Origin of the sequence: Bacillus toyonensis BCT-7112 (assembly GCF_000496285.1) — a bacterium.
Classification (GTDB): domain Bacteria; phylum Bacillota; class Bacilli; order Bacillales; family Bacillaceae_G; genus Bacillus_A; species Bacillus_A toyonensis.
This window is the reverse complement of sequence record NC_022781.1, coordinates 3,951,616-3,973,392: the sequence shown is the minus strand read 5'-3', so window position 1 is coordinate 3,973,392 and position 21,777 is coordinate 3,951,616. Positions and strand designations below refer to the sequence as shown.

Sequence of the window (21,777 nt, the reverse complement as noted above, 5' to 3'; positions counted from 1 at the left end):
AGAAGCAACTTTATAAAAGTTGCTTCTTTTTCCACTTATTTTCCAAATCATTCTCCCATGAAATCTTTCACAAATTGGTAATTTCTTTCGTATGAGGAAGAAATTTATGGTATGATAAAATAAGTAAACTTTCATACACTAATTAAGAATTTATTACAGAAAGCAAGGGATCAGATTTTGTATAGAGCAGCTATTCCAAACTTATTTACGCTCGGAAATTTATATAGCGGATTTTTATCAATCGGCTATGCATCTTTAGGATATTATAAATCAGCTGCTATTTTAGTACTTATCGGGATGATGTTAGATAGTCTTGATGGTCGTGTTGCTCGTTTATTACGCGTTGATTCACAAATGGGAAAAGAGCTTGATTCACTCGCAGATGTCGTAACATTTGGTGCAGCACCAGCTGTTTTAATGTATTACACATCTTTCTCAAACTACGGAATCATCGGATTATACATAGCGGGATTATTCCCTCTTTTCGGAGCATATCGTTTAGCACGATTTAATGTAACACCATCTTCTACTTCAATGAAATATTTCACTGGAGTACCGATTACAGCAGCGGGAGGGCTTGTTGCTTTCTTAACATTATTTTCACATACCATTCCCAAAATCGTTCTTATTACAGTCTTTGTAACGTTCGCATTTTTAATGGTGAGTCGTATTCGTATCCCAAGTTTAAAAGATGTACCAATTCCAAGATATAGCATCATTATTACATTATTTTTAGTTGGAATCATTATCACAATGTATCAAACAGGGATCGGGAATTTTTCTGTTTTCTTATTCATTGCTATTCCACTATATATTTTGTATATGCTATCTCAATTTATTAGACAAAGACCGTCTAATAAAGCGAATAAAGAAAAATAAGAAAAACAAAAACCTTCCGTATTCGGAAGGTTTCTTTTTATTCCGCTATTTGCGGACAACCTGATTAATCGGGAGGCCTTACAAATGAAAGTCTCACTTTATTTTGTAACTAATACTTTTGGATTTACAGGTGTTACAGGGTCTTCACCGTTTAATACAGCTAAAATATTTCTTACTGCCATTTCAGCCATCGCATCACGAGTTTCGAATGTTGCATTCCCTACGTGAGGAGCAAGCACCACATTCTTTAATCCTTTTAGTTCTTCCGTAATTTTCGGTTCAAATTCAAATACGTCAAGAGCTGCTCCTTCAATTTCTTTCGTTTTTAATGCATAAGCAAGTGCTAATTCATTCATAATTGGTCCACGCGAAGCATTTATAATATATGCTGTCTTCTTCATCATTTTAAACTGTTCTTCATCGATCATATGATGTAATTTTGGATTATAGGCACAGTTAATTGTAATAAAATCTGCCGTTTGTAACAGCTCTTCTAATGTTACATATGTCGCTTCTAGTTCAACTTCAGCTTCAAGCTTACGATTTGGTCCTGTATATAAAACGTTCATTCCAAATGCTTTCGCACGCTTTGCAACTGCCTTCCCGATTTCGCCAAGACCGATAACTCCAATTGTCTTACCGTGTACTTCGCGGCCCAAGAAAAATAATGGCGCCCATCCGTTAAATCCAGTTGTACGACATAACGTATCTCCTTCAGGGATTCTACGTGCTGCTGCTAAAAGAAGTGCAAATGTTAATTCTGCTGTCGCTTCAGTTGATACTTTCGGTGTATTCGTTACCGTAATCCCTTTTTCTCCTGCATGCAAGTAATCAATATTATCGTAGCCAGCACCATAGTTTGCAACAATCTTTAAATTAGGTGCCGCATCTATAACTTCTTTCGTCACCTTTGTAGAAAGTAAGCTTAACAATGCATCTTTATCTTTTACACGCTCTGTTAATTCATCTAAAGAAATTAACTCTTCTTTATCATACATTTCTACATCATGATCTTTTAATAGTTCTAATCCGATTTCTGGAATTTCCCCTGCTACTAATATTTTTGCCACTACTAACACCTCTTCTATAGAAAATAAGATATCTCTTATATTTCATTGTAAGAAATCCACTTATAAAAACCAAGGAATTTGATTATAGTTTTGAAAATCGACACTTTTCCATGAAAAAAGAGGAGATGCAACTCCCCCCTCTTCTTACGCTTTTTCCTGCGATTCTTTTCCGAGCTTTACATCAATTGTTCCTTCTGCAACTGTATCGCTAATTTGCTCCTCAATAACTGATTGAGATGCAGCATTCGTTTCAGAAGTATAAGCTTGTTGCTGTGCACCTTGTACATTTTGTTTATTTTGTTGTTTCGCCATTTCTTACCCTCCTTTTTTTCTTTCTTATTTTGAACAAAAAGGAAGGTTTTCATCAAAAAATCGTGGGTCATTTTATAATTGTTACTTCTTCTTCAAGTAGTCTCATTACTCTTGCTCGTTTCGTAAATGTTGCGATATGAGTAATACCATGATTTCGTAATGTTTGCACATTTTCTTTTACGTATTTCCCTAAATCATTCGGATAATGAGCATCTGAAGAAATAGTAATGGGAACACCATGTTTAGCTAACACTTGTAAATACAGTGGACTCGGGCACATTTCCCGTACAGGATAACGATAGTACAATCCCGCATTTATTTCTGTTGCGGTATTAGTTTCTACTAATGCACGGGCTATTTTCTTATAATAAGAAAGCTGTTCATTCTCATCCAACCTGTAATTAAATACTTTTATGTTATCAAGGTGGGCTATAATATCAAATAACTCGGAACGAACTGCACTCTCAACTGTTTTGAAAAACGTATCATATAGTATATGTAAATCATGCTCTTCAAAATATTCTTTCGTATCTGGATTATCAAACCCCCAGCCGTTTAAAAAATGAACAGACCCAATTACATAATCAAAGTCTCCTAGTGCTAACAATTCTTTTAGCTCTTCTTCACAGCCAATAAAATAATCCGCTTCAATTCCAAGTTTAAGTGTAACGCCTCTTTTACTCCATCGTTCTTTCGCCTCTTCAATCGACTTTGTAAAATCGTATAGTGAAACTACTCTTACTTGGTCTAACCATTCCTTCTGTAAACGCCCAAGCTTCGAATCACTAATATTCACATATTTTTCATAATATACTTTCGACTCATGAAAGCGGTATAAATGATCCACAATCCCAACTTCTTTTATACCTTTTCGCAATGCCTCTTCTAAATATAAATCAATCCATTTCGCTGTAAATGGTCCTTCCTTCACACGTCTTTGCAGGCGTTCTTGCGTCTTCATAAGCCATTCGATAGAATGTCTTTCTTCTTGAAGCGGCTCATAATATTGTAGCGTTTCATTTATTTTGGCAAGCCAACCTATTGAATAAGGCCCTTCTTCTAAATGAAGATGATAATCCACTTTCATACATATTCCCCCTTATAACGTATCTATTTCTTTTCGTTCCCCTACTCTCGAAAGCTTTCCATTTCTTTCTTTCACTTCTTCCATAACATCTTCTAGTGAAATGTTTTTTTCGGTTAATAGAACAAAACAGTGATAAAACACATCAACCATTTCTTTTACTAGTTCTTTTTTATCATTATTTTTAGAAGCAATGATCACTTCAGAGCACTCTTCCCCAATTTTCTTTAAAATTTTATCTTCTCCTTTTGAAAATAAATAATTTGTATATGATTCTGGCACTGGATTTTCCTTTCGGTCTTCAATTGTTTCAAATAATAATTTAAGGACATCTTCCATCTTCATCCCCCTATATAACTTTATAATGAAAACATGTTTTCTCTCCCGTATGACAAGCAGGTCCTACTTGCTTTACAACAACTACAATTGAATCTTGATCACAATCTAAATAAAGGGATTGAACATACTGCATATTGCCCGATGTTTCTCCTTTATTCCATAACGATTGTCTTGAGCGAGAATAAAACCACGTCCTTTTTGTTTCTAACGTCTTTTCATACGCTTCTTCATTCATGTAAGCGAGCATTAAAACTTCTTTCGTATCTTCCTCTATCACCACTGCTGGTAATAACCCTTTTGAGAAGTTAGGCTTCATAGTCGCACCTCAACGTTTGCTTCTCTTAATTTTCTCTTTACATCCTGCACAGTCTCTTCACCATAATGAAAGATTGATGCTGCTAGCGCTGCGTCGACTGTTGTCTTTTTAAATACCTCTATAATGTGATCCGCATGACCACATCCTCCTGATGCAATTACCGGGACGGAAACGCTACTTGAAATTGCTTCTGTTAACTGAAGATCGTATCCATCCTTCGTTCCATCTGCATCCATACTCGTTAGCAAAATTTCTCCTGCCCCTAATTGTACGGCGTGCTTCGCCCATTCGATTGCATCCATTCCTGTATCAACCCTCCCGCCATTAACGTATACATTCCATTTACCTTCTGCTACTTTTCTAGCATCGATTGCTACAACAATACATTGCGAGCCAAAATGTTCTGCACCTTCCTGAATTAGTTTTGGATTCCGTACTGCTGCTGAATTAATTGAAATTTTATCCGCACCGGCTCGTAGCAGATTGTATATATCTTGAACATTAGAAATCCCCCCACCTACTGTAAGAGGAATAAATATTTTTGAGGCAGTTTTTTCTACAACATCTATCATCGTTTTTCGCCCTTCATGTGTCGCAGTAATATCTAAAAATACAATTTCATCTGCTCCCGCATCATTATATAAAGCCGCTATTTCAACAGGATCACCGACATCTTGTAATCCTATAAAATTTACACCCTTTACGACTCGCCCTTCTTTCACATCTAGACATGGAATAATTCGTTTCGCTAACATAGCTTTGTTACCTCTAGCACTTCTTCTAAATCAATTGTATTCTCGTAAAGAGCCTTACCAATGATAACACCATGTATATTCATATCATTTAACCTTTTCACATCTTGAATAGACGCCACTCCTCCAGAAGCAATGAGACGAATACCCACACTTTTTTGCAGTAACCCTAATTGCTCAAAATTTGGTCCTGCAAGTGTCCCATCTCTCGAGATGTCTGTAAATACAATCGTTTGAACACCTATACTCTCCATTTGCTTCGCTAAATGAATATAAGAAATTTCAGACACATCAAGCCAACCTCTCGTTGCTACGAAACCATTTTTCGCATCAATTCCAACAATTATTTTCTCTTTATATAGCCGAACTGCTTCCTCTAAAAATGACTTATCATAAAGAGCAGCTGTTCCTAAAATGACTTTTTCTACACCTGCTAACAATAACTTCTCCACTGCTACAAGCGATCGAATCCCTCCTCCAACTTGCACAGGAATACGTACCGCCCTGCATATTCTTTCAATGATAAACAAATTTAAAGACTCTCCAGCAATTGCACCGTCTAAATCAACAATGTGTAATATTTTCGCTCCAAGCTTTTCAAATATGATCGCTTGCGCAACCGGATCTTCATTCATAACCGTTTCTTTACTAAACTCTCCTTGATAAAGTCTGACACATCGCCCTTCTTTTAAATCGATAGCTGGGAAAATTTCCATGCTTCTACCACCCCTTTAAAATTCTTTAAAATTTGTATTCCGACTTCCCCACTTTTTTCAGGGTGAAACTGCGCTCCAAATACATTTCCTTTCGCTACAAAACCAGGTACTTGCACCCCATACTCGCTTGCCCCATACACAATCCCCTTTGGACAATCTGCATAATAAGAGTGGACATAATATACGAAAGAACCGTCTTCTATTCCATTCCAAAGTGGTATTTCTCCTTCTTTCTTCAATTCATTCCATCCCATATGTGGAATTTTATAAGGCACTTTTAATTTCCGAATAACACCTGGCAATAAACTTAATCCGCTACAGTCTTTTAATTCCTCACTTTTTTCAAATAAAAGTTGCATACCTAAACATATACCAAGGAACGGTTTCCCTAAATTCCCAATCTCTTTTAGCACAAATACTAATTTTTTTTCTTCTAGAACGTCCATCGCTTTCGGAAATGCCCCTACTCCTGGTAAAATAACGCCATCACTTCTCAATATTTCCTCTCTATCATCCGTTACGATATACTCTGCTCCAATATATTTTAATGCCTGTTCCACACTACGAATATTTCCCATCCCATAATCTACAATAGCAATCAATTACAACATCCCCTTCGTTGAATTTACACCAGTAATGTTGTCATTTTTTTCGACTGCCTCTCTAAGCGCTCGACCAAATGCCTTAAATAAAGCTTCAATTTTGTGATGTGTATTACTTCCGTATAAAATACGAGCGTGTAACGTAATATTTGCTGCATGAGCAACTGCTCTAAAAAACTCTTCCGTTAATTCTGTGTCAAAATCGCCTAATTTCGGATTTGTTAACTCGCCTTGAAACACAATATAGGAACGTCCACTTATATCAATTGCGACAAAACCTAAAGATTCATCCATCGGTACATATGCGGAACCGTACCTATTAATACTCTCTTTATTTTGCAGTGCTTCTTTCAAGCAATTTCCGAGTACAATTCCAACATCTTCAACCGTGTGATGTGCATCGACAAACACGTCACCTTCAGCTTCAATTTGTAAACCAAATCGTCCATGCCTTGCAAATAAAGTTAGCATATGATCAAAAAAACCTACTCCTGTTTGAATAGAAACATTCGTACTTTCATCAAGCTGCAAACTTAATTTAATTTTTGTTTCTGTCGTTTCACGTACTTGACTCGACTGTCGCATTATTCTTCCTCCTCAAATCTCATTTGGACTGCTCTTGCGTGTGCATATAAACCTTCTTTATTTGCAAGTTCTACAATATGATGTTGTACATTTTTTAACGCTTCCTCTGTATAAGAAAGAAAGCTTGATTTTTTTACGAAATCATCGACTGATAACGGGGAGAAAAATCTTGCTGTTCCACTTGTCGGTAAAACGTGATTCGGTCCTGCCAAATAATCGCCGAGCGGCTCTGGTGCATATGGCCCAAGGAAAATAGAGCCTGCATGTTTCACATAAGCTAGAGCATTCATTGGCTCTTTTATATGTAACTCTAAATGTTCTGGAGCTATTTCATTTGATAACTTTAGTGCCTCATCTAAAGAAGAAACGATAAAAATGGCTCCATTTCTTTTTATTGATTCACGAGCGATTTCACTTCTTGGTAATGTTTCTAACTGTCTTTCTATCTCTCTTCCTACTTCTTTAGCTAGTTCTATATTCGTTGTAATACAAATCGCTGTTGCCCTCTCGTCATGTTCTGCTTGCGATAATAAATCAGCAGCGATATATTTGGCATTGCCTGTTTCATCAGCGATAACTACAATTTCTGATGGCCCAGCAATCATATCGATATTTACTATTCCGTATACTTCTCGCTTCGCTAAAGCAACGTACAAATTTCCCGGTCCAACTATTTTATCCACTTTCGGAATCGATTCCGTCCCATACGCTAAAGCAGCGATTGCCTGGGCACCACCAGCCATATAAACTTCATCTACACCTGCAAGACCTGCGGCAGTTAATATATGCGGGTCAATTCCTCCTTGCCTTGGCGGTGTTACCATTACAATTTTTTTCACACCTGCCAGTTTGGCTGGCAATACATTCATTAATACTGAAGAGGGATACGATGCCTTCCCGCCTGGCACATATACACCTACATTTTCTAACGGTCTAATGAGCTGCCCTCTAATTATCCCATCACTTTCGCAATCAAACATAGATTGCCTCTTTTGCTTTTCATGATATGAGATAATGTTTTTCTTCGCCTCTTGTAGCGCCTCTAAAAAAGAAAGTTCTACAAATGCACTTGCTTGTTTTATTTCTTCTTCACTTACACGAAAAGTTTTAACATCCGCACCATCAAGCTTTTTTGTATAGAAAGATAAAGCCTCATCTTTACTTTCTCTTACGTTTTGAACGATTTCCCTTACACTTCTTTGAACAGTTTCTTCTATTATATTAGCGTTTTCTCGCAACACTTTTATTTTGGATAATGCCTCCTTGAAGTCTTCATAAATGATCTCCATTGTAAGCCCTCCTATTTCCCTGATAAAATTTCTTGCTCCATCACATTTATAATACTGAATATTTCGTCTTTTTTAGTTTTTAAAGCTGCCTTATTTACAATCATTCGAGCGGATATAGAATACATTTCCTCAAATACAATGAGCCCATTCTCTTGTAGTGTTTTTCCTGTTTCAACAATATCAACAATCGCATCTACTAATCCAAGAAGCGGAGCAATTTCTACAGAACCTTCTATTTTTATGATTTCTACATCTTCTCCCTTTTCGTGAAAATAATTGGAAGTGATGTGTGGATATTTCGTAGCAATTCGTTTCTTTCGGTAACTCTTCGGATTATACGTAGGAATAGAAGCGACACAAAATTTACACATACCCACTCCTAAATCCAACATTTCATATATATCTTTTTCATTTTCCATTAAAATATCTTTTCCAACGATCCCAATATCAGCTACTCCATGTTCTACATAAGTAGCAACATCAACCGCTTTTACTAAAATAAATGAAATGTTTGTATTTTTACTTTGAAAGACAAGCTTTCTCCCTTTATCTTTAAGCTCTGAACAATCAATTCCAATTTTCTCAAACAGCGGAATAACATGTTTCTCTAATCTTCCTTTCGTTAACGCAATTTGAATGTTACGCATGAAGTCTCCCCTTCTTTCTGAACGACCCATTTCTCTTTCCATACATATTCCACCAATGATTCATTCCTTGCCTCAACGACCGTTACTATTTTATTGTTTCTTGCAAATTGAAATGTGTCGTTTAAATTAGAGAATAAAGATAACTGGGCATTCTTCCCGTCCTTTCGAAGTAAGTTTCTTAACCTTTCAGCTTCCGCTAATCTATTTAATTCATAATGTATCATCATATCTATTGGCTCTCGTTCATAAGATTCTTGTTGCTCTTGAAGTGCCTTGATTATTTGATTTACTTGCACCGCGAGGCCAACCGCTGACACCATCTCTCCAAAATTCCCAATTAACTCATCGTATCTTCCACCACTAACAATCTCTTCTCCAATTTCATATATATACCCTTTGAAAATAATACCCGTATAATAGTCCAAATGTTGAATCATGCCTAAATCAATGGATATATAAGGTCCATAGCCTAGCCTTTCAACCGCTTCATATATTTCTTTCACTCTTGCAATGGCCATTTTCATTTCATTACTTGAGGCGAGTTTTTCTGCTTCCTCAATAACCTCTAAATTCCCAAATAACCTTGGTAATTTCTCAAGTAATTTTACTGTTTCATCGCACCGATCTAATTTCTTTTCTCCGATAAAATTTGAGAGAGCAGCATAATTTTTGCTTTCTATATACGTTCTAAGTACTCTCTCTTCTTCATCATGAATAGAGAGCTTTTTTACAATACATTTATATAACTCTACCTGCCCAATTTCGATTGTAAAAGATTGTACCTTCAACCTTTGTAGTGCTTGCATTACACTTATCACACATTCAATTTCAGCTCTTACATTATCAATCCCGATAATTTCAATACCACTTTGTACAATTTCATTATATTTTCCAGACAGAGACTCATTCGCCCGAAATACATTTCCACTATATGTCACCTTAAGAGGCGTATCCCACCTTTGCGTTCCAATTACTCTCGCTAAAGGAATCGTCATATCTGGACGTAACACGATAATCCGTCCCTTTTCATCAAAAAATTTATACATCTTCTCTTCATCTATCGGCCGATTTTGAAAAGCAAACACATCATAAAATTCAATTGTAGGTGTCCTTATTTCCTCATAGCCTCTCTCTAAAAATGTACGTCTTAATTTTTGTTCCACTTCTTCAATTAACGTACATTCTTCAAATAAGTAATCTCTCGTTCCATTCGGATTTGCCCGCTTCCACTTTGTCATCTGAATTCACACGCCCTTCCCTTTCTAATGTATGCCCATTCCATTCACCCAAACCGAAAATAAAAAGAGCCTTGTAGACAAAATACCTACAAGGCTCTTTAGTAGAGTGTAGGTACAACGGGAATAACCCTTGTGCCTACACGTTTTCACGTTAGGTTCAAGGGTTTCATGTATGATGATGTAGTTGTGTAAGCATTTTAATAGATTGTACGATATTCATAATACTTACTCCCTTTCTCCTCTGATTTTTCCATATTATATAACAGTTAATTCTGAATGTAAATACATTTTTAATATTCCGTTATTTCTTAATATAAAGCTACTTTTCTTTCATACTCTTCAATTTCTTGTTCATATTGCATCGTAATGGCAATTTCATCTAGACCATTTAATAATTTTTCTTTCCACATTTTCTCGATTGTAAAATGAAACCTGTGCGTATTTGTAGTAATGACTTCATTCTCTAAATCGACTTCTATTTGATCTCTCGCATTTATTGTAGCAAGTTGTTCACGCATCTCTTTATCCATTACAATCGGTAACATACCATTCTTCATACAATTCATATAAAAAATATCTGCAAATCCCCCTGCGATAATAACGCGGAAACCATAATCAGCAAGGGCCCACGGAGCATGCTCTCTTGAAGAACCGCATCCAAAATTATCACCTGTAATTAATATACTTGCTCCCTTTCGTTCTTGTGCATTAAGGGGAAAATTAGGATTTTCATGGCGCTCATTATCGTAACGCCACTCATCAAATAAATACTTTCCAAATCCTGTCCTTTCAATTCTCTTTAAGTATTGTTTCGGAATAATTTGATCTGTATCAATGTTATCATTCATAAGTACTGCGGCAGTACCTTTATGAATACGAAATGGCTCCATCGTAACTCTCCTTTCTAATATCAACAAAATGCCCATATAATGCAGCAGCTGCTGCCATAGCTGGACTTACTAAATGTGTTCTTGCCCCTTTCCCTTGCCTTCCTTCAAAATTACGATTTGAAGTAGACGCACAATGTTCTCCTTCAGGTACTTGATCTGGATTCATCCCAAGGCACATTGAGCATCCAGGCTCTCTCCATTCAAACCCCGCTTCTTCAAATATGTGATGTAAGCCTTTTTGCATTGCCCGCTCTCTCACACTTTTTGATCCTGGTACAACGAGTGCCCGCACACCTTCTTTTACCTTTTTCCCTTTTACAACGGATGCAGCAATTTCTAAGTCAGATAAACGTGAATTTGTACAAGAACCAATAAAGACATGCTTAACAGGAATTTCAAACGTACTTTGTCCAGGACTCAATCCCATATATGAAAATGCTCTTTCATCATTTTCGTTATGCTTTTCTGGTAACTTTTCATCAATAGGAACACCCATACTAGGATTTGTTCCCCAAGTTACGTATGGAGCTAGACTCGTAACATCTATTGAAATATGTAAATCATAAATCGCATCTGAATCCGTATAAAGCTCCGAACATTTTTCCGTGAAAGATTCATAGTCTTTTGGTGCATATTTACGCCCTTTTACATAAGAAAATGTTTTTTCATCCGGTGCAATAATGCCTGCTTTCGCTCCTCCTTCAATTGCCATATTACAAAGTGTCATTCTCTCCTCCATTCCCATATCACGAATCGTCTCTCCGTAGAATTCCATTACATACCCAGTCCCAACCGCTACACCGTACTTTGAGAGAAGATGTAAAATAATATCCTTTGCATAAACGCCTTTCGGTAACTTTCCTGTTAATTCAATCCCCATCGCTTTCGGTTTTCGTTGCCACAACGTTTGAGTTGCTAATACATGTTCTACTTCACTCGTACCAATACCAAACGCTAGCGCACCGAAAGCACCGTGAGTTGCTGTATGGCTATCACCACAAACAATCGTTTTCCCTGGTTGTGTGAGTCCAAGTTCCGGCCCGATAACATGAACGATTCCTTGCTCTTCATCACCAATATCAGCTAATCGCACCTCAAATTGTTTACAATTTTCACGAAGTGTATCCAATTGCTGCTTCGCAATGCGATCGGTGATATTCCAAATATCTTTCGTTGGAATATTATGATCCATCGTTGCAAACGTTAATTCCGGTCTCCGAACAATTCGATTTGCAAGCCGCAAGCCTTCAAAGGCTTGCGGTGAAGTTACTTCATGAATAAGATGAAGATCGATATATAATAAATCCAATCCATTTTCATTTGTTGTAACTACATGTCTTTCCCAAAGTTTATCTAGCAACCTTTTCCCCATTATCTTCCTCTCCCTACTAGTGCCTGCTCTTCCATTTCTTGAACAACCGCCTTCGTAAATGAAGTTGTCGTCTCATCTCCCCCAATATCAACTGTACATTTTCCAGATTGAAGAACTGCAGAAATTGCCTCTTCAATCGCATATCCTTCTCTCGTTAATCCAAATGATTGCCCAAGCATCATCGCAACCGAACGCATCATCGCAATTGGATTCACTTTATTTTTCCCTGCAATATCCGGTGCTGAACCGTGAATAGGCTCATATAAAGAAGGCCCGTTTTCCGCATGACTCGCTGATGGAAGCATTCCTAATGACCCTGCTAATACAGAAGCCTCATCACTTAAAATATCACCAAACAAATTCTCTGTTACGATAACATCAAATCTCTTTGGGTTCCGAATTAACTCCATAGCAGCTGCATCTACTAAAATATGCTCTAACTCAACATGAGGATAACGAAGAGCGACTTCTTCCGTAACAGTTCTCCATAATTTACTAGATTCTAAAACATTCGCCTTATCAATAGACGTTACTTTTTTCGATCTCTTACTCGCTAATTGAAAAGCATAAGAAACGATACGTTCAATTTCATGACGATGATACGTAAGTGTATCCGTTGCGACTTCTTCCGTTCGCTCTTTCGGATAAGAAAAATAAATACCACCTGTTAATTCACGAACGACAACGAAGTCAATTTCATCAGCATTTTTTAATGGGGATAAATGCGAAGTTGAGCTTTCTACCGTTACAGGGCGAACATTCGCAAATACACCAAGTCCTTTTCTTAAAGCTAATAATCCTTTCTCCGGTCTTTCTTTCGCACCATCCCAACGAGGTCCACCAACTGCCCCAAGTAAAACCGCATCACTCGCTAAACAAGCGGCAAGTGTTCGCTGTGGTAATGGTTGCCCCGTTAAATCAATAGCAACACCACCAAAGTGCTCATCTTGCAAATGAAAATGATGCCCATATAGTCTCTCTACCATATGCAATACTTCCTTTGCACTTTCCATAATTTCCGGGCCGACACCATCACCAGCTAAACAAACGATACGTTTTTCCAATTTTAACACTCCTTTTAACTGAATTTTCAGAACTTTATTTTGATAGGTGAGGAAAGCTTCACTCACCTATCAAACCCTTATTTTACAAGCGCTATAAACGATTTCAATTTTCCAGCTGCATGAACATATGCTCTCGCCGATGCTTCCAATACGTCTTGCGCAACACCAAAACCTGATACTTGATGCGTTCCTTCTTTTAATTCAACATGAACATGAGCAAGTGCGTCTTGACCTTGTGTAATAGATTGTATGCGATAATCTGCCAATTCACATTCTAATCCTAAAATTCTTTGGATTGCATTGTATATTGCTTCAATACTTCCAGAACCAGTCGCTGCATCTTCGTATATAGTTCCCGCCTCATCTTTCAATACAACTGTCGCACACTGTGTACTATTCGATACGAAGTGTACTTGCAATTGCGTAATGTTATATTGCTGCGCTGCAAAAGCTGCTTCACCAAGCATAAGTGCACGTAGATCTTCTTCCGTAATTTCCTTTTTACGATCAGCTAATTTTTTAAACGCTTCAAACACCACATCGCGTTCTTCGTTTGTAAATTCATAGCCTAGTTCTTTCATTTTTTCTGTAAATGCGTGACGCCCAGAATGTTTGCCAAGTACAAATAGGTTTTGAGATTCTCCTATAAGTGCTGGTTCAATGATTTCATATGTTGTCACTTCTTTTAAAACACCATCCTGATGAATGCCTGATTCGTGAGCGAAAGCATTCGCTCCCACAATCGCTTTATTTTTCGGTACAACCATACCCGTTAACCTACTTACTAATGTACTTGTCGATTTAATCTCTTTTAGCGTCATCGAAGGCTCCGCCTTATAGAAATCTTTTCTAATATGAAGAGCAACTGCGACCTCCTCTAGTGCAGCATTCCCTGCTCTTTCTCCAATGCCATTAATCGTTCCCTCTACTTGCAGTGCTCCACCTTCAACCGCAGCTAACGAATTTGCCACCGCCATCCCAAGATCATCGTGGCAATGACAAGAGAAAATCGCTTTTTCATATGAAGGAACGGATTCTTGTAAGTATTTAAATAAGGAATAGTATTCTTCTGGGTTCGTATAACCTACTGTGTCTGGAATATTGATTACATTCGCTCCTGCACGTATCGCAACTTCTACTGCTTCAGCTAAAAAATCTCTTGATGTTCTTGTCGCATCTTCTGCAGAAAATTGCACTGTCGGAAATAAAGATCTCCCAAGCGTAACCGAGCGATAAATACTATCTAACACATCTTCTTTTGACATACAAAGTTTATATTTCATATGAATATCACTCGTAGCTAAAAATACATGTAAACGAGGAGATACAGCACCTTTCACAGCTTCATATGCTCTTCGAATATCACTTTCTTTCGCTCTAGCTAAACTCATAACTGTAGCATTTTGAATGGTATTTGCGATGCGCTTTACCGATTGAAAATCGCCTTCGGAAGCTGCTGCAAAGCCAGCTTCCATGACATGAATACCTAGTCTCTCTAATTGCCTTGCAATTTGCAATTTCTCTTGTTCATTTAAATTCACTCCTGGTGATTGTTCGCCATCACGTAGCGTCGTATCCATGAACAAAATCTGCTTCATATTATTTGACCCCTGCCTTTACTCGCGGCTGTACGAAAGGCATCATTTCACGTAATTTACGTCCAACTACTTCGATTTCATGTTCATTCTCTTTCTCATTTGTCGCATGGAAATTTGGTTTTCCTGCTTTATGCTCTGCAATCCAACCTTTTGCAAATGTACCATCTTGAATTTCGGCTAGCACTGCACCCATCGCTTTCTTCGTATCTTCCGTTACAACACGTGGTCCTGATACGAAGTCGCCCCACTGCGCTGTATCTGAAACTGAATATCTCATATTTTCAAGTCCACCTTCATACATAAGGTCAACAATAAGTTTCAGTTCATGTAAACATTCAAAATATGCAAGTTCAGGCTGGTATCCTGCATCAACTAGCGTTTCAAATCCAGCTTTTACTAGCGCAGTTACTCCGCCGCAAAGTACAGCTTGCTCTCCAAATAAATCTGTTTCTGTTTCTTCTTTAAACGTCGTTTCTAATACGCCCGCTCTCGTCGCTCCAATTCCATCAGCATAAGAAAGTGCCTTTTCAGTCGCAACTCCTGTCGCATCTTGATATACGGCAAATAATGCAGGAACGGCTCCGCCTTCAGCAAACGTACGGCGTACAAGATGCCCCGGACCTTTAGGCGCTACTAGAAATACATCTACATTAGCTGGTGGTTTCACTTGATCAAAGTGAACATTAAATCCGTGTGCAAAAACGAGAGAATTTCCTGCCTGTAAATTTGGTGCAATTTCCGCTTCATATACTTCTGGCTGCAGTTCATCAGGTAATAAAATCATTACTACATCAGCCTGCTCCGCTGCTTCTGCTACTGTATATACAGAAAATCCATCTCCTTTCGCTTTATCCCAAGATTTACCTTTTTTTAAACCTACTACTACATCAAATCCGTTATCACGCAAGTTTTGCGCATGCGCATGACCTTGCGAGCCATATCCGATGATTGCTACTTTCTTTTCTTTTAATACATTTACCGTTACATCTTTCTCATAATAAACCTTTGCCATTTTCATTTCCCCCTATATTTAAATGATTATTGAATTAACATAACTTGCTTATCTTGTTTTTTCATACTACGCGTAAATGCTGTTACACCCGTTCTAGCAATTTCTTTCAAACCGTATGGACGAAGTAATTCAATTAATGCTTCTACTTTCTCCTGCGTACCAGTTACTTGCACAACTATGGAATCCTTCCCAACATCTATTACAGCGGCTCGAAACGGTTCAATTAAACTATATAATTCTGCTCTTGCTACTGATGTTGCGACTTTAATAAGTGCAAGTTCTCTTGCGATCATCGCTTCTTCTGTAATATCTGACACTTTCAAAACATCAATTTGCTTATGAAGTTGTTTAATTAACTGCTCCACTTGCTGTTCATTTTCAACGTGTACAACAATTGTCATCCGTGATATGTCCGATGATTCTGTATGACCTACTGAAATACTTTCAATATTAAAATGTCTTCGTGTCATAACACCTGTAATTCGGTTTAACACACCACTTTGATTTCGAACTGTCGCTGTAACAATTCTCTTCACCTTTTTTCCACTCCCTCCATTTGGTGAACACCTTTCCCTGGCGCAACCATCGGCATTACCTTTTCTGATTGAAGTACACGGCAATCAATTACGACCGGTTCTTGTAATTCAATCGCATGCTGTATTTGCTTCTTTGCAAGAAGTGGATCATCTATGCGAACTCCTTTTATGCCATACGCATTCGCAAGAGCGACGAAATCTGGTTGACACGACAGTAAAGAGTGCGAGTATCTTTGATTATAAAATTCATCTTGCCATTGTCTTACCATTCCTAAAGCTTCATTATTTAAAATAAAAACTTTAACAGGTAAGGAATGTTCTTTTAAGACACTTAATTCTTGCAGGGTCATTTGAAATCCAGCGTCACCGACAATTGCAATAACTAGTTCCTCAGGCTTTGCAATTTGCGCCCCAATTGCTGCTGGAAATCCGAAGCCCATCGTTCCTAATCCACCTGAAGTTACCCATTTATCTGGATTTTTCAGCGGATAATATTGTGCGGCCCACATTTGATGTTGCCCAACATCTGTTGTTACAATCGCTTCTCCTTTCGTAAGTTCATATAACATATCAATTGCGTATTGAGGTTTAATACTTTCAGAATTTCGTTTGTAAGAGAGTGGATATTTTTCTTTTCTACCCTTTAATAAAATGAGCCAATCATGATGATTTTCTTTCTTCCCTTCTGATTGAAGTAATACTTTCAAAGCTCGCTTAGCACTTGCAACAATAGGAATTTCAGTCGGCACATTTTTTCCAATTTCTGCTGGATCAATATCGATATGTGCAACAGTCGCCTCTTTAGCAAAATAAGCTAAATTCCCAGTAAGACGATCATCAAATCTCGCACCAATATTGATCAGTAAGTCGCATTCATATAGCGCCATATTGGCTGTGTAAGAACCATGCATTCCTCCCATCCCTAGAAATAGTCCATCATCTGGCGGAAAACCACCAAGACCAAGTAACGTATGCACAACAGGAATTTCATATTTACGAGCAAAACTTGTTAATTCTTTCGAAGCTTTCGCATGCAATACACCTGCTCCAGCTAAAATTAACGGTTTTTTTGAAATCTCAATTGCTTGTAATAATTTGTTTATTTGGAGTAGATTCGGTTCATAATTAGGGTTGTACCCTGGTAAATCCATTTGCACGTCACTACATCGTTCCCCTTGTTCTACTACCATATCTTTCGGAAGATCAATTACGACTGGACCTGGTCTTCCAGTTCTAGCGATATGAAATGCTTCTTTAATAATTCGAGGTAAATCCGAGGCCTTTCGCACTTGATAATTATGTTTTGTTACTGGCATCGTAAGCCCCATAATATCCGCTTCTTGGAAAGCATCACTTCCAATTAACGTTGTTGCTACTTGCCCTGTAAATACAACAAGTGGCAATGAATCAATCATCGCATCAGCTAAACCAGTAATAACATTTGTAGCACCAGGCCCGCTTGTTGCAATTACAACCCCTGGATTTCCAGTAATTCTGGCATACCCTTCAGCTGCATGAATGGCCCCTTGCTCATGCCTTGTTAAAATATGCGGAATTTCACAGTCATAAAGCGCATCATAAAGAGGTAAAACGGCACCACCCGGATAACCGAAAATCACTTCTACGCCTTCCTTTTCTAGCGCTTCTAACAATAGCTGTGCACCAGTTGCCAGTTTCTCTTCCGTTTTTGAAGACATTGTTCTTATAAGCCCCCTTTTTAAAAAAATTTATAAATAAAAAAAATCCTACGTCCACACTCCAGCTATGTGCTGAAGGGACGAAAGATTTCGCGGTACCACCCTTCTTCGCAAGAATACTCTTGCCTCAGTGACCCATAAATGAGTCTAGCTAATAACGGAGCTACCGTCTAAGCCTAACCAAATGCTTCAGCTTAGCACTCAAGGGCGATGTTCGTCGACGTGAACCATCGGTTTCCAGCAACCACCGACTCTCTGTGAGGCTTCACAATCAACTACTCCTCCCTATCAACGCTTTCTCATTTCATAAAGAGTTATTATCCAACTTTATTTTCTTCGTAAATTTTCTCTCCATCTTCTACAACTAATTTACGGAATTCTTCTAGTAAACGATTCGTATGTAGTCCCGTTTTTCCTAAACCAATCGTCCTACCATCTACTGTCGTAACAGCAATAACTTCAGCAGCTGTTCCTGTTAAAAATACTTCATCAGCTACATATACATCGTGTCTTGTAAATAACTCTTCTCTTACGTCATACCCAAGTTTTTCGCCGATTTCTAAAATTGCGTTTCGTGTAATACCTTCTAACGCTCCAGCAGAACTTGGTGGTGTAATTAATTTATTTCCTTTTACAATAAATACGTTATCTCCTGAACCTTCAGCTACGTATCCTTGATCATTTAACATAAGTGCTTCTTGTACTCCAGCTAATTTCGCTTCAATACGAACTAAAATATTGTTTAAATAATTTAAAGATTTTACTTGAGGTGATAAAACATCTGGTCGATTTCGGCGCGTTGCAACTGTTACAACTGGAATCCCCTTTTCATAATATTCTTGTGGGAATAAAGATAGTTGTTCTGCAATTACTACTACATTCGGTGTCTTACAAGAATCAGGATCTAACCCAAGATTTCCTGCTCCTCTCGATACAACAAGGCGAATGTATCCATTAGATAATTTATTTTTTCGAATCGTCTCAACAACAATATTCGTTACTTCATCTAACGAATATGGAATTTCTAACATGATGGATTTCGCTGATTCATATAACCGGACAAGATGCTCTCTCAAACGGAAAACATTACCGCTATAAACTCTAATGCCTTCAAACACTCCATCGCCATATAAATAGCCATGATCATATACTGAAACTTTTGCTTCGTCTTTTGGAACAAATTCTCCATTTAAGAAAATCCATTGTTCGTTCACTGGAAAGCGCCTCCTATGTTCTATGAATTTTTTATTGTTTCCTAGTTTACTCTCCTTTCTAAATAAATCAAGTAAATTTTTAGAAAATTTTTAATTTTTAATCGTACGTACATCTTTAATCATATTGATTTAACAACATTGTTAACGTTTACAAAAAGTCAAAAAATTTTTTTCGCCAATTTCCACTAAAAAAAATATTTGTTTAAAAGAAGGATTTTCTCTAAGAGGTACGAATCTATTGTATTCAATAAACGGACGTCCGATTTTATAAATTCGGGAATATATAACGACTTTTGCTGAAAAAGGGGGAAAATAAAAAAATTAGTGCTGTGTAAAAATAACATTCATATTTTTCATTTCGAAATCATAATCCTATTTTTAAAAAACAATTTGTCAAAATGAAGGAGGAAATAAATATGGCGTGTGTACAAATTAAAGGAACGAGACAAGAGGTAGTTGAAATGCTACAACTATTTGATCTAATGGATACGAAAGGTTTTTGTAAATTCGATAATTATGTAGAGGTAGAACCGAATAACAAAGAACATAATAATTTTATCGCTTCAATCGATATTCAATCTAATCCTTCTTCCGCACAGGATACATTAAACGATCAATTCGTTAGTCAAATGCTTACTGGTGTTTATAACGACTAAACAAATATATGCTTCCTACCATCTTTTCATAAATATATGCTATAGACTTGAGCATACTAGCAACTAGATGGTAGGAGGTGAGAATTATGGCTAGAATTGGCGTTGAAAACTCATTAACAGATGTTCAACAAGCTCTTCAGCAACAAGGACATGAAGTCGTTACACTTAACTCAGAAAATGATGCACAAGGCTGCGATTGTTGTGTTGTAACTGGGCAAGATTCTAATGTGATGGGGATTGCAGATACATCAATAAAAGGATCGATAATTACAGCTCATGGTTTAACAACAGATGAAATTTGTCAGCAAGTTGAGAACCGTATTTAAAAGTCATTTCTCATTATGGTATAACACACAAAAGAAAGAGGACTCCTTTTAAAAAAGGAGTCCTCTTTTTTATATTCACCTAACGGGAAAGTAACATATACTGGATGAAAGCCCTACCTCTCTCTCATCATTACGGTTCCAATGACCGCTCCTTGATTCACTAGTATACATATATGGCTTACAAATACAATTTATAGGGTTTGTTCACAAAAGTTGTTGATAAAATTACCCGATCTTTCGCAAACTTTTCGTATTGTATTCATAAGAGATATTTACTTTACACTAGCTGTAACCGAGACACGAATTAAAATTTTAACACCAATACATTAACTTGTCAATATTTTTTACAAATTAAAAACAGACAGTAACGGTTTGTCTGTTTTAGAATGGAGCTTTTTCTTTTATTACATATACAACAAAGCCGCTTACTAACATAAATAAGCCAACTACTAAGTTTTTAATATTAATCATACATTCCTCTCCCTTATTCCACACATCTTATTATATATTTACATTTCAATTATTCCGATCATCCTAAAGCGCACTTTTTCTAATATATCACAATTCCTAAAAATTGCAAGTTCACTTTTGACGACCATTCACAAATTTATCTACAGTACTTGGTACAGTGTTTAAAGCTTTTTCAATTAAATGTGTACTACTGTTAAGATGCAATACTTGTACTCCGTTAGAACCAACTACTAAAAAAGCAACGGGACTAATGGAAACCCCAGCCCCACTTCCGCCTCCAAATGGATGCCCTGGCTTATTCTCTTTATGCTGACCTTGTCCACCATTATGTTTTTCAGTAATGAAATCCCCTTTAAAGTCACTTCCACCAGCTCCAAAACCAAACGCCACTTGAGATACTGTTAATACTACATTTCCGTCAGCTGTCGAAACCGGACTTCCAACAATCGTATTTACATCTACCATCTCTTTTAAATTTGTCATTGCTGTTTTCATTAAATTTTCAATTGGATGTTCCATTATGTACTGCACCCTTTCCTCATTATTCCTTTTTATACTTTCCAAAATAGAGGAAGTCATACTAACTTTTCCTATTTCAAAAAAACAATTTTCTTCTACATGGATATTACTCCCTGCCTATCCTCGGATAAAAAAGAAAAAGAGATACATACTACTATTGAACCTTGTTATGAAAGGAGTCATGACTTTGACTGAGAAATTTGATGATTACAAAAAAAGAGATAGAATAGATAGTGATTATAGTGACTATAAAGAAGAATATGCAGCTGAAGTTGCACCACAGCGCATTGATTATGATTACGATAAGAAAGAAGATAAAGATGATGTAAGATCGTCTGCCGCTGGATCAACTGCCGGTTTTATCGCTCTTGCCTTATCTATATTATCACTCTTCACCTTCCCAACACTATTTGGTCTTGTTTCTGTGTTACTAGGAATTTACGCTTATAATCGCGGAGCTACTGTAACTGGTGGTATCGCTGCCATTGTTGGTGGAATTGCTGCACTCATCGCGATTTTATTCCGTGTAGCACTTATCGGTTTATTGTTCTCCCTTTTTTAAAAAGAAAAAGGTATCTCGCTTTATGCGAGAT

At 37.2% G+C, this 21,777-nt stretch carries 26 protein-coding genes, 1 pseudogene and 1 other annotated feature; of the genes and pseudogenes, 4 read left to right on the top strand and 23 right to left on the bottom strand.

What is annotated here, in order from left to right; genetic code table 11:
• Positions 1 to 177 precede the first annotated feature (177 nt).
• The gene (gene pssA, locus BTOYO_RS20390) at positions 178 to 879 is read left to right on the top strand and encodes a CDP-diacylglycerol--serine O-phosphatidyltransferase (protein WP_000285425.1); all 702 of its coding nucleotides are present in this window, start codon (positions 178 to 180) and stop codon (positions 877 to 879) included.
• A 98-nt stretch (positions 880 to 977) separates the two neighbouring features.
• Here pssA and BTOYO_RS20385 read toward each other — a convergent pair whose 3' ends face one another.
• The 21 genes and pseudogenes from BTOYO_RS20385 to BTOYO_RS28265 form a co-directional block, all read right to left on the bottom strand.
• The gene (locus BTOYO_RS20385; protein ID WP_001062815.1) at positions 978 to 1,949 is read right to left on the bottom strand and encodes a 2-hydroxyacid dehydrogenase family protein; all 972 of its coding nucleotides are present in this window, start codon (positions 1,947 to 1,949) and stop codon (positions 978 to 980) included.
• A 144-nt stretch (positions 1,950 to 2,093) separates the two neighbouring features.
• Positions 2,094 to 2,261, bottom strand: a complete 168-nt coding sequence (locus BTOYO_RS20380) for a YozQ family protein (RefSeq protein WP_001118878.1) — start codon at positions 2,259 to 2,261, stop codon at positions 2,094 to 2,096.
• Positions 2,262 to 2,328: 67 nt separating this feature from the next.
• Positions 2,329 to 3,348 (bottom strand): histidinol phosphate phosphatase domain-containing protein, encoded by a 1,020-nt coding sequence (locus tag BTOYO_RS20375; protein WP_000861851.1) that lies wholly within the window; start codon positions 3,346 to 3,348, stop codon positions 2,329 to 2,331.
• A gap of 12 nt (positions 3,349 to 3,360) precedes the next feature.
• Positions 3,361 to 3,684, bottom strand: coding sequence for a phosphoribosyl-ATP diphosphatase (hisE, locus tag BTOYO_RS20370; RefSeq protein WP_000390408.1), 324 nt, complete (start codon positions 3,682 to 3,684; stop codon positions 3,361 to 3,363).
• Positions 3,685 to 3,694: 10 nt separating this feature from the next.
• Positions 3,695 to 4,000, bottom strand: coding sequence for a phosphoribosyl-AMP cyclohydrolase (hisI, locus tag BTOYO_RS20365; protein WP_000803970.1), 306 nt, complete (start codon positions 3,998 to 4,000; stop codon positions 3,695 to 3,697).
• Entirely contained in the window at positions 3,997 to 4,755 is a 759-nt protein-coding gene (gene hisF, locus BTOYO_RS20360) for an imidazole glycerol phosphate synthase subunit HisF (RefSeq protein ID WP_000880098.1), read from the bottom strand. The genes hisI and hisF overlap by 4 nt, the downstream gene beginning before the upstream one ends.
• A complete protein-coding gene (gene hisA, locus BTOYO_RS20355; RefSeq protein WP_000402302.1) occupies positions 4,749 to 5,468 on the bottom strand; it encodes a 1-(5-phosphoribosyl)-5-[(5-phosphoribosylamino)methylideneamino]imidazole-4-carboxamide isomerase in 720 nt (239 codons plus the stop codon). The genes hisF and hisA overlap by 7 nt, the downstream gene beginning before the upstream one ends.
• Positions 5,441 to 6,070 carry an imidazole glycerol phosphate synthase subunit HisH gene (hisH, locus tag BTOYO_RS20350; RefSeq protein ID WP_000560640.1) on the bottom strand — a complete coding sequence of 210 codons (630 nt, stop codon included), beginning with the start codon at positions 6,068 to 6,070 and terminating at the stop codon, positions 5,441 to 5,443. The genes hisA and hisH overlap by 28 nt, the downstream gene beginning before the upstream one ends.
• Entirely contained in the window at positions 6,071 to 6,655 is a 585-nt protein-coding gene (gene hisB, locus BTOYO_RS20345; protein ID WP_001249957.1) for an imidazoleglycerol-phosphate dehydratase HisB, read from the bottom strand.
• Positions 6,655 to 7,944 carry a histidinol dehydrogenase gene (hisD, locus tag BTOYO_RS20340; protein ID WP_000402925.1) on the bottom strand — a complete coding sequence of 430 codons (1,290 nt, stop codon included), beginning with the start codon at positions 7,942 to 7,944 and terminating at the stop codon, positions 6,655 to 6,657. The genes hisB and hisD overlap by 1 nt, the downstream gene beginning before the upstream one ends.
• 11 nt (positions 7,945 to 7,955) lie before the next feature.
• On the bottom strand, positions 7,956 to 8,591 hold the full coding sequence (hisG, locus tag BTOYO_RS20335) for an ATP phosphoribosyltransferase (RefSeq protein WP_001244464.1): 636 nt from the start codon (positions 8,589 to 8,591) through the stop codon (positions 7,956 to 7,958).
• The gene (locus BTOYO_RS20330; RefSeq protein WP_000170305.1) at positions 8,567 to 9,829 is read right to left on the bottom strand and encodes an ATP phosphoribosyltransferase regulatory subunit; all 1,263 of its coding nucleotides are present in this window, start codon (positions 9,827 to 9,829) and stop codon (positions 8,567 to 8,569) included. Before BTOYO_RS20330 ends, hisG begins: the two co-directional genes overlap by 25 nt.
• A gap of 308 nt (positions 9,830 to 10,137) precedes the next feature.
• Positions 10,138 to 10,719 (bottom strand): 3-isopropylmalate dehydratase small subunit, encoded by a 582-nt coding sequence (gene leuD / locus BTOYO_RS20325; protein WP_000433198.1) that lies wholly within the window; start codon positions 10,717 to 10,719, stop codon positions 10,138 to 10,140.
• A complete protein-coding gene (gene leuC / locus BTOYO_RS20320) occupies positions 10,697 to 12,091 on the bottom strand; it encodes a 3-isopropylmalate dehydratase large subunit (protein WP_000520118.1) in 1,395 nt (464 codons plus the stop codon). Before leuC ends, leuD begins: the two co-directional genes overlap by 23 nt.
• Positions 12,091 to 13,155 carry a 3-isopropylmalate dehydrogenase gene (leuB, locus tag BTOYO_RS20315; RefSeq protein WP_000415349.1) on the bottom strand — a complete coding sequence of 355 codons (1,065 nt, stop codon included), beginning with the start codon at positions 13,153 to 13,155 and terminating at the stop codon, positions 12,091 to 12,093. Before leuB ends, leuC begins: the two co-directional genes overlap by 1 nt.
• A 77-nt stretch (positions 13,156 to 13,232) precedes the next feature.
• Positions 13,233 to 14,753: a 2-isopropylmalate synthase gene (gene leuA / locus BTOYO_RS20310; protein WP_000809591.1), complete on the bottom strand. Its 1,521-nt coding sequence runs from the start codon at positions 14,751 to 14,753 to the stop codon at positions 13,233 to 13,235.
• Between the two features lies 1 nt (position 14,754).
• The gene (gene ilvC, locus BTOYO_RS20305; RefSeq protein WP_001151719.1) at positions 14,755 to 15,765 is read right to left on the bottom strand and encodes a ketol-acid reductoisomerase; all 1,011 of its coding nucleotides are present in this window, start codon (positions 15,763 to 15,765) and stop codon (positions 14,755 to 14,757) included.
• A 26-nt stretch (positions 15,766 to 15,791) separates the two neighbouring features.
• On the bottom strand, positions 15,792 to 16,301 hold the full coding sequence (ilvN, locus tag BTOYO_RS20300; RefSeq protein ID WP_000822948.1) for an acetolactate synthase small subunit: 510 nt from the start codon (positions 16,299 to 16,301) through the stop codon (positions 15,792 to 15,794).
• Positions 16,298 to 17,998: an acetolactate synthase large subunit gene (ilvB, locus tag BTOYO_RS20295; protein WP_000095847.1), complete on the bottom strand. Its 1,701-nt coding sequence runs from the start codon at positions 17,996 to 17,998 to the stop codon at positions 16,298 to 16,300. The genes ilvN and ilvB overlap by 4 nt, the downstream gene beginning before the upstream one ends.
• Positions 17,999 to 18,071: 73 nt before the next feature.
• Positions 18,072 to 18,299, bottom strand: a binding site (T-box leader).
• Between the two features lie 16 nt (positions 18,300 to 18,315).
• Entirely contained in the window at positions 18,316 to 19,212 is an 897-nt protein-coding gene (gene ilvE, locus BTOYO_RS20290) for a branched-chain-amino-acid transaminase (RefSeq protein ID WP_001005494.1), read from the bottom strand.
• A 141-nt stretch (positions 19,213 to 19,353) separates the two neighbouring features.
• Positions 19,354 to 19,569, bottom strand: a pseudogene (locus BTOYO_RS28265) (hypothetical protein).
• Positions 19,570 to 19,628: 59 nt separating this feature from the next.
• Here BTOYO_RS28265 and BTOYO_RS20285 point away from each other — a divergent pair.
• Together BTOYO_RS20285 and BTOYO_RS20280 are read left to right on the top strand one after the other, a co-directional pair.
• Complete coding sequence (locus tag BTOYO_RS20285; RefSeq protein WP_000752506.1) at positions 19,629 to 19,868, top strand: DUF3911 family protein; 240 nt, start codon at positions 19,629 to 19,631, stop codon at positions 19,866 to 19,868.
• A gap of 86 nt (positions 19,869 to 19,954) precedes the next feature.
• A complete protein-coding gene (locus BTOYO_RS20280) occupies positions 19,955 to 20,194 on the top strand; it encodes a YkuS family protein (protein ID WP_000101012.1) in 240 nt (79 codons plus the stop codon).
• A 381-nt stretch (positions 20,195 to 20,575) separates the two neighbouring features.
• Here BTOYO_RS20280 and BTOYO_RS20275 read toward each other — a convergent pair whose 3' ends face one another.
• Both BTOYO_RS20275 and ytfJ read right to left on the bottom strand, forming a co-directional pair.
• The gene (locus BTOYO_RS20275; protein ID WP_000608227.1) at positions 20,576 to 20,665 is read right to left on the bottom strand and encodes a hypothetical protein; all 90 of its coding nucleotides are present in this window, start codon (positions 20,663 to 20,665) and stop codon (positions 20,576 to 20,578) included.
• 111 nt (positions 20,666 to 20,776) lie between these two features.
• Positions 20,777 to 21,244 carry a GerW family sporulation protein gene (gene ytfJ / locus BTOYO_RS20270; protein ID WP_002038268.1) on the bottom strand — a complete coding sequence of 156 codons (468 nt, stop codon included), beginning with the start codon at positions 21,242 to 21,244 and terminating at the stop codon, positions 20,777 to 20,779.
• Positions 21,245 to 21,353: 109 nt separating this feature from the next.
• On the opposite strand from ytfJ, the gene BTOYO_RS20265 reads away from it, so the two are divergent.
• Positions 21,354 to 21,746 carry a hypothetical protein gene (locus tag BTOYO_RS20265; RefSeq protein ID WP_002038267.1) on the top strand — a complete coding sequence of 131 codons (393 nt, stop codon included), beginning with the start codon at positions 21,354 to 21,356 and terminating at the stop codon, positions 21,744 to 21,746.
• Positions 21,747 to 21,777 lie beyond the last annotated feature (31 nt).

Coding starts and splice junctions, on each gene's coding strand:
- BTOYO_RS20285 (WP_000752506.1), top strand. CDS start 19,629: ATGGCGTGTGTACAAATTAAAGGAACGAGACAAGAGGTAGTTGAAATG.
- ilvC (WP_001151719.1), bottom strand. CDS start 15,765: ATGGCAAAGGTTTATTATGAGAAAGATGTAACGGTAAATGTATTAAAA.
- hisA (WP_000402302.1), bottom strand. CDS start 5,468: ATGGAAATTTTCCCAGCTATCGATTTAAAAGAAGGGCGATGTGTCAGA.
- hisB (WP_001249957.1), bottom strand. CDS start 6,655: ATGCGACAGTCGAGTCAAGTACGTGAAACGACAGAAACAAAAATTAAA.
- ilvB (WP_000095847.1), bottom strand. CDS start 17,998: ATGTCTTCAAAAACGGAAGAGAAACTGGCAACTGGTGCACAGCTATTG.
- BTOYO_RS20375 (WP_000861851.1), bottom strand. CDS start 3,348: ATGAAAGTGGATTATCATCTTCATTTAGAAGAAGGGCCTTATTCAATA.
- hisE (WP_000390408.1), bottom strand. CDS start 3,684: ATGGAAGATGTCCTTAAATTATTATTTGAAACAATTGAAGACCGAAAG.
- hisI (WP_000803970.1), bottom strand. CDS start 4,000: ATGAAGCCTAACTTCTCAAAAGGGTTATTACCAGCAGTGGTGATAGAG.
- leuA (WP_000809591.1), bottom strand. CDS start 14,753: ATGAAGCAGATTTTGTTCATGGATACGACGCTACGTGATGGCGAACAA.
- BTOYO_RS20280 (WP_000101012.1), top strand. CDS start 19,955: ATGGCTAGAATTGGCGTTGAAAACTCATTAACAGATGTTCAACAAGCT.
- BTOYO_RS20380 (WP_001118878.1), bottom strand. CDS start 2,261: ATGGCGAAACAACAAAATAAACAAAATGTACAAGGTGCACAGCAACAA.
- hisD (WP_000402925.1), bottom strand. CDS start 7,944: ATGGAGATCATTTATGAAGACTTCAAGGAGGCATTATCCAAAATAAAA.
- ytfJ (WP_002038268.1), bottom strand. CDS start 21,244: ATGACTTCCTCTATTTTGGAAAGTATAAAAAGGAATAATGAGGAAAGG.
- BTOYO_RS20275 (WP_000608227.1), bottom strand. CDS start 20,665: ATGATTAATATTAAAAACTTAGTAGTTGGCTTATTTATGTTAGTAAGC.
- BTOYO_RS20330 (WP_000170305.1), bottom strand. CDS start 9,829: ATGACAAAGTGGAAGCGGGCAAATCCGAATGGAACGAGAGATTACTTA.
- hisF (WP_000880098.1), bottom strand. CDS start 4,755: ATGTTAGCGAAACGAATTATTCCATGTCTAGATGTGAAAGAAGGGCGA.
- leuD (WP_000433198.1), bottom strand. CDS start 10,719: ATGGAGCCATTTCGTATTCATAAAGGTACTGCCGCAGTACTTATGAAT.
- leuC (WP_000520118.1), bottom strand. CDS start 12,091: ATGGGGAAAAGGTTGCTAGATAAACTTTGGGAAAGACATGTAGTTACA.
- hisG (WP_001244464.1), bottom strand. CDS start 8,591: ATGCGTAACATTCAAATTGCGTTAACGAAAGGAAGATTAGAGAAACAT.
- BTOYO_RS20265 (WP_002038267.1), top strand. CDS start 21,354: ATGAAAGGAGTCATGACTTTGACTGAGAAATTTGATGATTACAAAAAA.